Below are 12,439 nucleotides of genomic sequence, written 5' to 3'. Positions count from 1 at the left end.
AGGCTTAAACGGTTGTATTTATTTGTTTTAAGGCGTGTGATTTAAAAAACAGGTCACCACAATACAAATAAAGCCGCTAGCAATCTAAAAATAATCAAATTAAGCCCTGTATTATACTCAACTAACATTAAGATGCTAGGGCGTGTATTTAGCTTTGTAATGTTAATTTGCAGCAACCACCGTATGTATTTGGTACACTTACGTCACGAAGTAATTTATCAGCTATTTATATGTTATATATTGGATGCCCGCAGTGGTCGAGTAATGCATGGAAAGGCAATTTATTTTCAAGCCAATGTAAAAACGCCGATATGCTTAGCCAATACGCGCAGCATTTTAATTCTGTGGAAGGCAATACCAGCTTTTACGCCGACCCATCGCCAAGCACCGTATTGCGCTGGGCAAATAGTGTACCCGACGATTTTAAATTTACGTTTAAGTTTAATCGTCGCTTTAGCCACGAACTACACCTTACTAATATACACACTGAGCTTACTGATTGGCTTAACTTGTTCTCCCCTATTTTAGAAAAAACAGGGCAAATCATGCTGCAATTGCCCAAAGCCTTTGGTCCAAACGACTTACCCAAACTCGCACAGTTTATTAGCCTGTTACCAAAAGAGATTAATTACGGCGTAGAAGTACGCCATGCTGCGTTTTTTCAAAAGGGTGAAGCCGAAATAGCGCTTAATCAGTTATTAATGGCAAACAACATAAATCGCATATCGATGGATACTCGCGCCCTATTTGCGGTAAAACCAACAACAGAAGCGCTAATAGATGCACAGCAAAAAAAGCCTCATTTACCAGTGCACGCTATTGCTACAGGCTCCCAGCCTATGGCGCGCTTTGTGATAGCTAACTTACAAAATGACTATAAATCCTTTTATAAACCATGGCTAAGTAAAGTAAAACAATGGCTTGATGAGGGTAAAACGCCCTATGTGTTTTTTCATACGGCAGATAACCGAGAAGCGCCATTATTAGCAAGGCAGTTTTGCAAAGACCTTTGTTATGATCACAAAGCATTAAACCCATTTACTGGCGAAAAAGAAGCCCACCAGCAAGCACTTTTTTAAAAGTAAAACGACAGAGAATTAATAATGAGTGAATACGCACGTTACTTTACCGGCTATCCAGCTAACATTGTTGAGCAAGTATTAAGCCTTATAGATAACAACAAGGTATGTGACTACTTACTTAAAAAGTATCCGCAAGCACACACTATTACCAGCGATAAACTACTTTATAACTATGCAACCGAGCTTAAAAAACAGTATTTAAAAAATGCACCACCGTTTGGGCGCGCAGCATTTAAAAAGCAAGGCGATATGGTCACCAACGCACTGGGTACACATACGTATCGAATGCAAGGCAAAACCCGAAAGCACGATTTAGCCATAAATAGCGACTTGCTGCGCGCCCCCGAGCCATTATTAAAAGCGTTAGTGGTACATGAGCTCGCCCACTTTAAAGAAAAAGACCATAACAAAGGCTTTTACCAACTTTGCTGCCACATGGAGCCGAGTTACCACCAATTGGAATTAGATTTAAGGATATTTTGTGTGGTAGTGGCGATGGGAGAGAATCCTTATTAGGCGGTCAATTTAATGATGATCACAAAGCCATGTTTATCTTTCGAATTTCCAGATACTTGTTGAGCTTTTAATCAAGATAAAGCCTAGTTACTATTTATCCGGTAATGAATTGCCGCTAGGGTATTTTCCAATATAAAATCAGCATGCATCTAAATTTTATTGTGGTAATAGTTGCCTACTTCATACGAATTTAGTAATAGCAGCTTCCCTTGGGGCTGCTGACGTATAGCTAGAGTCACTGACTCTTTCGAATCTGCTTTCGCTACTTTACCAATATCGCTAGAGTCTAACCCTAGCTCCTTAGCTAGTTGCTCCATCTCTTTTTGCATTTTTGGGAGTATTTCGGTTTTTAACTTCTCTGCAGCCTGCTCATAACGAAGTTTTTCCTCCTCAGTTGAAGCCGTTTTAGCTATTTGTTCAAATTCCTCAATGTCCTCTTGGGCGCCCTTCACATCACCAACTCTGCCGTTATAATTAAAGTATAGGTCCATTAAATTATGAGTAAGTTGCATCTATTTCCCCTTTTGATGAATTAATCTGTTCACAGTCATAACTATAAGCAAAATTCACACCAAGTAACTCATAAATAAACTGTTTGTTGCCTTATAATATTAATTATTATCTAAAACAAAAAACGCGATATCAAATCGCGTTTTTTGGTAATTAACTAAGCTTCGGTGGCAAAAATTGATAGAGCAGTAGTCGTTGGGTTTCGTTTCACTCAACCCAACCTACATAAATAAACTTAAAGCCCTAAGCCTGCCATGAAGTCGTCATCGTCGTCATCTTGTCCAGAAGACGCAGCTGCTTTAGATTTTTCAGCTTGTTGTTTGGCTTCATTTTCGATAATGTCATCAGGGTCTATAGCTTCTACAATGTCAAAATCATGCAGTTTAATAAACTCAGTTTTATCCATAGCAAGTTCTAGGTAAAAGATATTTTGCTTACTGGTAGTAAATGTTACGCGACGTGCTTGTGGGCGATCCATCGTGGTATCTACCGATATTTGCACTTGTTTGTTAATTGCCATCATTTTTGGCTGATTTTGCGTAATAGAAGTGTGTAATTGTTCGCGTACTTTAGATGTAAAATCGCCAACAATTTGGTTCATTAACTCACCTAATACGTTAGACACATCGTCTGATAAATGGCTATGCGCTATTTCTTCTTCTGGCATCCCCATATTACGCATATAATCGCCATAAATTTCCATTGCTGCTTGCGAGGTGAAGTTAGTAATTACCAATCCGGTAAAGCCACCATCAAACAAAACAAAGCAACCAATATCTGGGCGCATACATGTTCGCGTTATTTTTTGTACCATTGCAGAATAGCTAATGCTATTGCCGCTGGCTGAGGTAAGTACGCCTGTTACAGAATGACACAGGGTTGCTAAAATATCGTCGGTACTAATCACCTTACTTTTACTCATTTAATAATCTCTTTTTGTGCTTATTATTCATAATTCTAGTCAAGCTACTGAATTTATCACTGACTATCCAGTATAAAATGTTAAAATAACACTATTATTTTAAAAGAGACTGCTTTCGTGACCATAAAAGACAGTATTTATGCCTCTGAGCAACAAGTAAAAGATTTTAGCTTTGACCAAAATGTAGTCGAAGTATTTCCCGATATGATTCAACGCTCAGTACCGGGCTACGCAACTATTGTCAGTACAATGGGTAAACTCGCCGGTGAATACGCGCAAAGTAACTCAAATCTTTATGATTTAGGCTGCTCACTGGGCGCCGTAACACTTAGTATGCGCCGTAATATTCGTACCGATAACTGCCATATAATAGCGGTAGATAACTCTCAAGCAATGGTTGAACGTTGTAAGGTACATTTACAAGGTTTTAAATCAGATGTGCCTGTTACTGTTACTTTAGGCGATATTAACGAGCTTGAAATTCAAAACGCCTCGGTAGTAGCAATGAATTTTACGTTGCAGTTTATTCCACACGCGCAGCGCCAAGCTGTGCTTGAAAAAATATATGCTAATTTAAAACCTGGTGGTGTATTGCTGCTAAGCGAAAAAATTAAAGCTGAAAATGAGCAATGCGACAATTTATTGATTGATTTGCACCACGACTTTAAACGACACAATGGTTACTCTGAGCTTGAAATAAGCCAAAAGCGTACCGCCATCGAAAACGTTATGCGCCCAGATACACTAAGCGCTCACTTTACTCGCTTACAAGATATTGGTTTTAGCCAAACTCAAGTGTGGTATCAATGTTTTAATTTTTGCTCAATGGTAGCAATTAAATAAAGAGAGTCATCCATGTCTCAATGGTTTAACCAATTTTACGCATCTATTGCAGAAAGCCCACTTAGTCACTGGCTAGAAACACTGCCTGCACAATTAAAACATTGGCAAAACGAGGCTAGCCACGGTGATTTACCTAAATGGCAAAAAGTACTTAAAAACTTGCCTGAGGTTTCAACAAGCCATGTTGATATTTCTACTAAGGTAGAAATTGGCGCACCAGGGGAGATGAGTGATGGCGAGCAAAAGCAAGCCATGCATTTATTAAAACGCATGATGCCATGGCGCAAAGGCCCATTTAGTGTGCACGGTATTGAAATAGATACAGAGTGGCGCAGTGATTGGAAGTGGGACAGACTCCTGCCTCATATTGAGCCATTAAAAGGCCGCACTGTTTTAGATATTGGTTGTGGCTCAGGGTATCATTTATGGCGTATGCGTGGTGAAGGCGCAGAGTTTGTCGTGGGTATTGATCCATCTGATTTATTTTTATGTCAGTTTCAGGCAATTAAACACTACAACCCAGATGAAAACGTGCATTTACTGCCACTCGGCGTTGAAGCATTACCCGAGCTTAAAGCGTTTGATACGGTTTTTTCGATGGGCGTACTTTATCATCGTCGCTCACCTATCGACTTTTTAGCACAATTAAAGGCGCAGCTTCGCCCAGGCGGCGAACTCGTACTTGAAACCCTAGTAATTGAAGGCGATGAAAACACAGTATTAGTCCCAACTGATCGCTACGCTAAAATGCGCAACGTTTGGTTTATTCCAAGTACTGCAGCATTAAAACTGTGGATGGAACGCGTTGGCTTTAAAGATGTGCAAATAAAAGATTGCGCTATTACCACGCTTGAAGAACAACGCAAAACCGATTGGATGGAAAACGAATCGTTAATCGACTTTTTAGATCCAAACGACACAAGTAAAACAATTGAAGGTTACCCTGCTCCACTTAGAGCAATATTAACTGCAAAAGCATAGCGGTTAATTCAACGCCTTAAATACTAAAAAAACGCCTGCGGGCGTTTTTTTGTTTATTTAAACAACAAGCAGCGGACAAGTGTCCTTGTTTATTATTTCAAAATTACATTTGCGCTAGCCGCGACCTTGCAATTGTTGTAAAATACGCGCGTTTCTAAGCAACCCAAAACAACTATTTTGAGGAAAACCTGTGAGCGAACAAAAACAGTCTCTAAGCTATAAAGACGCGGGCGTAGATATCGACGCTGGTAATGCACTTGTTGAGCGTATTAAAGGCGTAGTTAAAAAAACTCGTCGTCCTGAAGTAATGGGCGGAATTGGTGGTTTTGGCGCACTTTGTGAAATTCCTGAAGGTTACAAGCAACCAGTATTAGTTGCAGGCACAGATGGCGTTGGTACTAAACTACGTTTAGCAATCGACTTAAAAAAACACGATACGGTTGGTATTGATTTAGTTGCAATGTGTGTAAACGACTTAATTGTTCAAGGTGCTGAACCCCTGTTTTTTCTAGATTACTATGCAACGGGTAAACTAGATGTAGACACAGCAGCTGACGTAGTGACAGGCATTGGCAAAGGTTGTGAAATTTCAGGTTGTGCCCTAATTGGTGGCGAAACAGCTGAAATGCCAGGTATGTATGATGGTGAAGACTACGACATGGCAGGCTTTTGTACAGGCGTTGTAGAAAAATCAAAAATTATTGATGGCACAAAAGTAGCCGCCGGCGATCAGCTTATTGCACTTGCTTCAAGCGGTCCTCATTCAAACGGCTTCTCTTTAATTCGTAAAGTACTTGAAGTGTCAAAAGCTGATACCAGCGCTGACTTTGAAGGTAAAACATTAGGCGAAACCTTACTTGAGCCTACTCGTATTTACGTAAAACCTTTACTTGAGTTATTCAAAAACGTTGACGTACATGCGCTTTCGCATATTACTGGCGGCGGTTTTTGGGAAAACATTCCACGCGTATTACCCGCTTCTGCAAAAGCAGTAGTTAAAGGTGATAGCTGGCAGTGGCCATCTATTTTTAACTGGCTACAAGAAAACGGCAATATAACTACACACGAAATGTACCGTACATTTAACTGTGGTGTAGGCATGGTTTTAGTAGTCCCTGCAGACAAACTTGAGCAAAGCTTAACAATGTTAAAAGACTTGGGCGAAAATGCATGGCACCTTGGTGAAATTCAAGATGCAGCAGCTGGCGAAGAGCAAGTTGAAATTGTAGGTGGTGCTAAGTAATGGCACCGACTCGTCTGGTAGTTTTAATCTCAGGTAGTGGCTCTAATTTACAAGCCATTATAGATGCCTGCGAACGTGGCGAGATAAACGGACATATAGCGGCTGTTATTAGTAATAAAGCAGACGCTTATGGCCTAGAACGTGCAAAACAAGCAGGTATTGCTACAAAAGTGCTCAGTCATAAAGATTTTGACTCGCGCGAAGCGTACGATGCGCAATTAATGAACGTTATCGACTCTTTTATGCCAAATCTAGTTGTATTAGCTGGATTTATGCGTATTCTTACTCCTAGCTTAGTGCAAAAATATGTTGGAAAAATGTTGAACATTCATCCATCTTTGTTGCCTAAGTATCAGGGGCTGAATACCCACCAAAGAGCAATTGATGCAAAAGATAATGTTCATGGCGTAAGTGTTCACTTTGTTACTGAAGAGTTAGACGGCGGTCCCGTTATTCTTCAGGCGCAAATACCTGTACTCAAGGATGATACAGCAGAAACATTAGCAAAACGCGTGCATGAGCAAGAGCATGTAATTTATCCTTTGGTGGTCAAGTGGTTCAGTGAACACAGACTTACTATGGAAGCAGATTATGCAGTTCTTGACAAAAAACAACTTCCTGCACACGGCGCGCACTACCCACAATAAAAAAATAAGTGCCCTGTTGTTATGTGCGGGCACTTTACTTCCAACTAGCCTAATTGCAGGCGAATTGACCCAATATCAAGCTAACTACGATATTTTACGCAAAGGTAAAAATCATGGTGAGGCTGTTCGTGAGCTCAAAAAAATGGGCGACGATACTTATGAACTAACATACCACAGCAATATTGAGTGGATGATTTTCTCTGATTCTCGTGAAGAAACATCAAAGTTTACCTTTAAAGATGGCAAGGTTACCCCGCATCATTACAATATGATCCGCACCGGTACAGGCCCAGATAAAGATTATAAAATTGATTTTGATACAACAAACAAAGTAGTGACTAGCAGCGCTAGCGAATACCCACTTAAGTGCGAATGGACTGATGAATTTCAGGATGCTATTTCATACCAAGTGCAAGTGCGCGAAGGGTTGAAAAAAGGCGAAACGAGCTTTTCATTCCCGCTTATAGACAAAAAAGGTAACCGCCGCGACTACAACTTTGAAGTTGTTGAAAAAGAGATGATCTCCCTACCTATCGGTAATGTAGAAGCCATTAAAGTTAAACGTTTATACGATAACGATAAACGCCAAGCAATTGCATGGTTTGCGCCAGAAATGGATTACATGCTGGTACGTATGTGGAAAGGCGAGAAAGGTATGGAGCAGTTTGAAGTTCAAATGAATTCATTTACTGTTACTGCACCAACAGCTATTGCGCCTGCTACAGCACAACAACCTCAAGAAGCTAACTAAATTTAATTAAACCAAAGTTAATATTTAAAATAGGTGGGCTAAATTAGCTCACCCATTTTAAATAATGCAAATTCCCCCGGCTCCATTTTTTGCCAACGCTCATCATTCGTCAAAGGCCTTGTGGCTATAACTGTTACTACATCGTTTGGTGTGGTCTCTTGTTGAAAATCGACCACCATGTCGGCATCAATCAACGTTGCTTTACCAAATGGCGCACGGCGCGTTATGTAATGTAAGTTATTAGTGCAATAGGCTAAAACAAATATGCCATCGGTTAGCAGCATATTAAATACGCCTTTTTCACGAAGGGTATGCGAAAGCTTAGCGGCGTATCTAAAAACCGACGCCATATTAGATGGACGCTTTGGGTATTTTTCGCGAATTTTATCAAGTAACCAACAAAAAGCGAGTTCGCTATCGGTGTTACCTACTGGGCGATAGTACTGTGGTTTTAAATCGTGATAATTAGATAGCTGCCCGTTATGAGCGTAAGTGATTTCACGCCCCCATAACTCTCGCGTAAAAGGATGAGTATTTTCAAGGCATACTCTACCGCGGTTACCTTGGCGAATATGGCTAACAACCGAGACACTTTTAATTGGGTATACTTTAACGAGCTTTGCAATTTCAGATTGATAACTCGGCTGCGGATCTTTAAAGGTTCTACAGCCTTTACCTTCGTAAAATGTAATACCCCAACCATCTTTATGCGGGCCGGTGTTTCCGCCACGCTCTAAAAGGCCTGAAAAACTAAAACAAATATCGGTAGGCACATTGGCTGACATGCCAAGCAACTCGCACATAAAATATATTTACCTTATAGTTCAATGTATTATAAATTTAAAAACAATTAAACTCCCACCTTGGTCACAGTTTTGGTTGCACATTTATCTTTTGTGATTGCTTTATCATTTATTTTTTCAATTTTAATTTAGTTATTGTTTAACACGATGAGTCAATAGGCAAGCACTAACTACCCTACTATTGGCTCTAATGTATTTTTTAAGTTGTTTGCTGTTGATTTGTGGCCTGTAAATTCGCCCTTTGTTATTGGAGGCCCTGCTCCCTGATCTTTATGGCCGTGGGTTTCTAAACTTTGATTTATGTCTTTTACTAGGCTTATTAAATCAAGAAGAACTTGAGCCACGTTTACTGAGCTGTCACCCAACCAAACTGTTTTTCCTTCGACCTTTGCCAGTTCGGTGGCTTTGGCGTGGAGGGTTTTTAGTGTGGTTAGGTTCATGTTTTCGGTGGCTTCAATATCTACCTGCTTTTTGCTGCCTAGCAATAACCCTTCAAGTGCAATTATTAAGGCTTTTTCGCCGACCACGGTTTTTAATGCGCCCATGATTTCGGTGATTTGATTTCCATCTATTTTTGTAATGTCGTGGCTGTCTATGCTGCAGGTGCGTTCGTGGTAGCTTTGTTCACTTTTACGCGCTGTCACAGTGTTGCTGTCGCTAGTTTGGGTTATATCGCCGTCGGTTGTGGTTTGCCAGTTGCCGTCGCGGCCTTGTATTTTGCTGCGGCTATTTTGCTGTAGCGTAACATCGGTGCGTTTGTGCTCGGGCACTAAACTTTGCCATGGTAATAAACTGGTGATAACGGGATGGCTGTTTAGGCCATCGATGTACTGTATTAAACACTGCATGCCTGGCATAGGTTCGTTCAACAAACCGTGATCGGATGCTTGCCCTGTGCCGAGTGTTACTTGCTGAAATACGGGCACGGCTAATGGCTCATTTGTGAGCGGATTTAATAGCTGTACGTCGGCCGCTTTTAGTGGCCTAAACGCGGTGCTGATTGCTGCGGCGTCACTTGGTAGGTCGTATATTTTTTCGATACGTGCAAGTTGCGGCAGGTGTTTACGTTCGCTTAGTTCTGGGAAGTAGCGCTGTATTAGGCGTTTAATGGCTTGTTTGACCATCGTATGTGCATCCTGTCGTTGATTAGGGTTGTTTCGGTTATGTTCCGGCCGTTTATTTGTATGCCTGGTCTTAATTTTGGAATGGCGATTAGCTCGCCGGTGGTTGAGCTTTTGGCTGTTATTGTGTGCTCTGGAAAGTCGTTTATTGCTGCGAGTGGCCAGCGGGAGTCGTGCCAACTACCGACAAATATTTTGCCATCGGGGCGTTGTTGAAATATAAAATCACTAATGCCCCATGCTTTGCCTATTTGCTTTAGCGCTTCAATACCTGTGCCGCTATGGTAAAACGCGGGTATCGTTTTATTTAAATAGCCGGCGTTTTCAGGTGTCACAAATTCAACACCGAGCTTTGCCAATTCATCAAGCACCGCTTTGATTGTTGCATGGCGAACTGCAAGGGGGGCAGTGAAACTTAATGCGCCGAGTAATTCGCGACAAGTTAAATACCAACGGCCGTTTGCCTGGTGTTTTGATTCGATAACGCCGAGAAAATACGGGACCATATTATCTAGTGTGTAACCTAAATGCAGTTCGACTAATCCGCTTGGCACTTCCTCTGTCACTATTTCAAACTTTGCACGACCAGTGCTGGCTATATCAAGTTGTACGCTTTTAGTAACGATGCTCGTTACTGGTTTACCGCCAATGGTTAGCGTATCGGATAGGCGGGTACTCATGGCCCCTCCACTGCAGCAAATTTACTTTGTACATCGTTATTTGAAGTGACTGCTTGCGACTGTGCATTTTGGTTTGCTGTACCATCAAGCTGTTGTTGCTCACGCTCTGATACGGATTGTACTTCAATAAGTTTAAAGCTGATTTGCCATGCACGCTTTTCTTCAAGTTCTACAGCTTTTACCTCGCCATCAAATTTGGCTTTACGTATTTTATAGGCCTCTGCTAATGCATTATTAATTGTGTAAATAATACGGGCGCCGTTTTCATCAAGTGCTTTCGCTTTGCTAATAAGTAATGCTAAAGTCCCCTCTTCATTGAGCGGTATTTTAGTGCTCACAGTTAACATGCCAGGCTTAACACCTTGATCGCTAATGAGCGCAAAACTTCCCATGCCTGACATATCGCCACCGGCTAATTTAATACCAGCATTGACCCGCGTTTCATACCCGGGGATATTCCAGCCATCTAACGATATGCTCATAACACCTCTTTAATATGATTAAGCTCGCTTGGTTCACCAACAAACAAACACATTGCCCAATAGTTATGCTCATTGCCTTTGCTAGCAACTGAGTCGGCTAGCTGCTTTGCTGTGCCTGCTGTTATTAATTGCATATCGACCCCGCTAATTTGAGCAGTAAATTGCGCCTGATTTAGTCGCTCGTCGCGTGCTGTTTTTAGCTCAACGGTTTGAGTCAATGCATCGTCAATGGTGTTTATTAATTGCTTGCCACTGTCGTTTACAGTAGCAATTTCGTCCGCTATTTGTTGCTCACGTATTGGCGTTAAGTTTTGCAATGTGTTTATTTGCCATTCGATACTTTGGCCGTCATAGGTTACGAGCTGAGTTTGCTCTAGTGCACTTTGACTTTGGCCGTATTGAGCACAGCTAATAAACTCAGGTATTGGGCAATATTCGTTTATCATGCTGAGCTTGCTAGCCAGTGCGGCAGGGTCATTTGCGCTAACAGATAAGAGCAGCGCGCTATATTGTGCTGGCTTATCTGTGCGTGAGCCGTCTTTTATTGCCGATGCAAGTAACTGCGCGCCCGCTTGCATTGAGCAAGGGGCGGCTGTTTGGTGATAACAAAGCGCAACGTTATGCATTTTCAGGCAATGGGTAACGGGCTTTAATTTCAGCTACTTTATCTTGCCACTTTTGATGTGACTCAGCTGTGCTATCAAATTGTGACTCCATAAATAAAGGGTCTGACTCTGCTTTGTATAATGTTTTTCGCACCGTCAAAATATCATTTCTTTTTACCTGTATCAGTGCTTCATTCACACTTGAAGCATCGACATAACTATGTGCGCCAAACCCTTTTACTGGGCCATCTACTAAGAGCTGATCTTCTTCATTAAATAAATCTTTTAAGTCAAATACGGTATGGCTATTACACTTAAACATTTAAACCTCCAAAACAGTTACTAATCATTGGTTTACGCTTATCATCTTCGTGATCTAAAACGAAAAGCTGAGGACTTGCGATATACGCTTCTAGCTCGCTTTCATTGTCTCCACTGGCAAAATTCATTTGTTTAACAACATTTGCTGACATGGGAGGCGAAAATATAACCTCGACTAATTTAAACGGATGGTCTGATTTACTCTGAGTGAAATCGACAGCCTCCCACTTTTTTTGGAATGATTCATTTCCATTGTAACCAGCATGATTCCCAAATATGAGAGATCCCTTTTTTACATAAACCCAGGCTCTTAACATTAATAAACCCGCAAAAATGCCATTACTTTCACTTGATATAATCTGTGCACCGTTAGTCAGGCGTGTAATTTCATTACCTTCTTCTCTTAAATCAACGGGTTTAACGTGCATTCGGAAAATGTGGCCAGTTTTAGTTAATCCCGACCAATCACCAGCAAAGAATCCACCTCTCGGTACTATAGTTTTCTCTTGAGAATCTTTAGCAAATAGTGGTGTTTCTTCTGATGCAAACCATGGATTATCTGTAAACTTCTCAGGCGTCTCACTTTCACTTTTAATAACACCTGCATGCCCGTAGCGAGTAGAGAACCCATAAGTTTTTGCACTAACAACCTCAAGACTAGTGTTAACTTTAGAAAAGAGTGGAGGCGAATGTGCAACTATTGTCTCCTTATTATCAATAGTCTCCACAGAGACATTCTGAAGCCAAGGATCTTGCAATAAATTCCCACCAACAATGCGCGTTTTCAGTAAGTCACTTTTAAAGTGTTCATAGTCATTTTTGGCATCATTTACGCTTTCATTAATCTGCTTTACTTTATTACTTACTTCTTCAGTCAACTTATTAGTTGCATCTAAAACCTGTGATATACCTGTATTTATATCCATAGTATT

The 12,439-nt window shown here is 41.0% G+C and carries 16 protein-coding genes; 7 read left to right on the top strand and 9 right to left on the bottom strand.

Going from position 1 to position 12,439, the window contains the following annotated elements:
- Positions 1-230 precede the first annotated feature (230 nt).
- Entirely contained in the window at positions 231-1,079 is an 849-nt protein-coding gene (locus AC0VZ4_RS06950; protein WP_475441625.1) for a DUF72 domain-containing protein, read from the top strand.
- 24 nt (positions 1,080-1,103) lie between these two features.
- Complete coding sequence (locus AC0VZ4_RS06945) at positions 1,104-1,598, top strand: M48 metallopeptidase family protein (RefSeq protein WP_475441289.1); 495 nt, start codon at positions 1,104-1,106, stop codon at positions 1,596-1,598.
- Between the two features lie 149 nt (positions 1,599-1,747).
- Here the strand turns inward: AC0VZ4_RS06945 and AC0VZ4_RS06940 are convergent, their stop codons facing one another.
- Both AC0VZ4_RS06940 and AC0VZ4_RS06935 read right to left on the bottom strand, forming a co-directional pair.
- Positions 1,748-2,110: a hypothetical protein gene (locus tag AC0VZ4_RS06940; RefSeq protein ID WP_475441288.1), complete on the bottom strand. Its 363-nt coding sequence runs from the start codon at positions 2,108-2,110 to the stop codon at positions 1,748-1,750.
- Between the two features lie 233 nt (positions 2,111-2,343).
- On the bottom strand, positions 2,344-3,030 hold the full coding sequence (locus tag AC0VZ4_RS06935) for a DUF3334 family protein (protein ID WP_008139103.1): 687 nt from the start codon (positions 3,028-3,030) through the stop codon (positions 2,344-2,346).
- A gap of 117 nt (positions 3,031-3,147) precedes the next feature.
- Between AC0VZ4_RS06935 and cmoA the strand changes: the two genes are divergently transcribed.
- The 5 genes from cmoA to AC0VZ4_RS06910 all read left to right on the top strand — a co-directional run bounded on the left by cmoA (position 3,148) and on the right by AC0VZ4_RS06910 (position 7,495).
- Positions 3,148-3,873, top strand: a complete 726-nt coding sequence (gene cmoA, locus AC0VZ4_RS06930; protein WP_007378000.1) for a carboxy-S-adenosyl-L-methionine synthase CmoA — start codon at positions 3,148-3,150, stop codon at positions 3,871-3,873.
- Between the two features lie 12 nt (positions 3,874-3,885).
- Entirely contained in the window at positions 3,886-4,854 is a 969-nt protein-coding gene (cmoB, locus tag AC0VZ4_RS06925) for a tRNA 5-methoxyuridine(34)/uridine 5-oxyacetic acid(34) synthase CmoB (RefSeq protein WP_475441287.1), read from the top strand.
- 190 nt (positions 4,855-5,044) lie between these two features.
- Positions 5,045-6,097 carry a phosphoribosylformylglycinamidine cyclo-ligase gene (gene purM, locus AC0VZ4_RS06920; protein ID WP_149594765.1) on the top strand — a complete coding sequence of 351 codons (1,053 nt, stop codon included), beginning with the start codon at positions 5,045-5,047 and terminating at the stop codon, positions 6,095-6,097.
- Positions 6,097-6,744, top strand: a complete 648-nt coding sequence (gene purN / locus AC0VZ4_RS06915) for a phosphoribosylglycinamide formyltransferase (protein ID WP_033028281.1) — start codon at positions 6,097-6,099, stop codon at positions 6,742-6,744. The genes purM and purN overlap by 1 nt, the downstream gene beginning before the upstream one ends.
- Positions 6,745-6,760: 16 nt before the next feature.
- A complete protein-coding gene (locus AC0VZ4_RS06910; RefSeq protein ID WP_475441624.1) occupies positions 6,761-7,495 on the top strand; it encodes a DUF3108 domain-containing protein in 735 nt (244 codons plus the stop codon).
- Positions 7,496-7,533: 38 nt separating this feature from the next.
- On the opposite strand, the gene AC0VZ4_RS06905 is transcribed toward AC0VZ4_RS06910, so the two are convergent.
- From AC0VZ4_RS06905 to AC0VZ4_RS06875, 7 genes are all read right to left on the bottom strand, one after another.
- The gene (locus AC0VZ4_RS06905; protein WP_149605129.1) at positions 7,534-8,298 is read right to left on the bottom strand and encodes a class II glutamine amidotransferase; all 765 of its coding nucleotides are present in this window, start codon (positions 8,296-8,298) and stop codon (positions 7,534-7,536) included.
- A 170-nt stretch (positions 8,299-8,468) separates the two neighbouring features.
- On the bottom strand, positions 8,469-9,422 hold the full coding sequence (locus AC0VZ4_RS06900; RefSeq protein WP_475441286.1) for a hypothetical protein: 954 nt from the start codon (positions 9,420-9,422) through the stop codon (positions 8,469-8,471).
- Entirely contained in the window at positions 9,395-10,099 is a 705-nt protein-coding gene (locus AC0VZ4_RS06895; protein ID WP_475441285.1) for a hypothetical protein, read from the bottom strand. The genes AC0VZ4_RS06900 and AC0VZ4_RS06895 overlap by 28 nt, the downstream gene beginning before the upstream one ends.
- Complete coding sequence (locus tag AC0VZ4_RS06890; RefSeq protein ID WP_149614043.1) at positions 10,096-10,581, bottom strand: baseplate complex protein; 486 nt, start codon at positions 10,579-10,581, stop codon at positions 10,096-10,098. Before AC0VZ4_RS06890 ends, AC0VZ4_RS06895 begins: the two co-directional genes overlap by 4 nt.
- Entirely contained in the window at positions 10,578-11,207 is a 630-nt protein-coding gene (locus AC0VZ4_RS06885) for a hypothetical protein (RefSeq protein ID WP_475441284.1), read from the bottom strand. The genes AC0VZ4_RS06890 and AC0VZ4_RS06885 overlap by 4 nt, the downstream gene beginning before the upstream one ends.
- Positions 11,200-11,508, bottom strand: a complete 309-nt coding sequence (locus AC0VZ4_RS06880) for a hypothetical protein (RefSeq protein WP_475441283.1) — start codon at positions 11,506-11,508, stop codon at positions 11,200-11,202. The genes AC0VZ4_RS06885 and AC0VZ4_RS06880 overlap by 8 nt, the downstream gene beginning before the upstream one ends.
- Positions 11,501-12,433, bottom strand: coding sequence for a hypothetical protein (locus AC0VZ4_RS06875; protein WP_475441282.1), 933 nt, complete (start codon positions 12,431-12,433; stop codon positions 11,501-11,503). Before AC0VZ4_RS06875 ends, AC0VZ4_RS06880 begins: the two co-directional genes overlap by 8 nt.
- Between the last annotated feature and the right edge of the window lie 6 nt (positions 12,434-12,439).

This window comes from Pseudoalteromonas sp. QJM3NY_22 (assembly GCF_056173065.1).
Note: the sequence above shows the minus strand (reverse complement) of the source record. Positions and strands in the feature narration are given on the sequence as shown.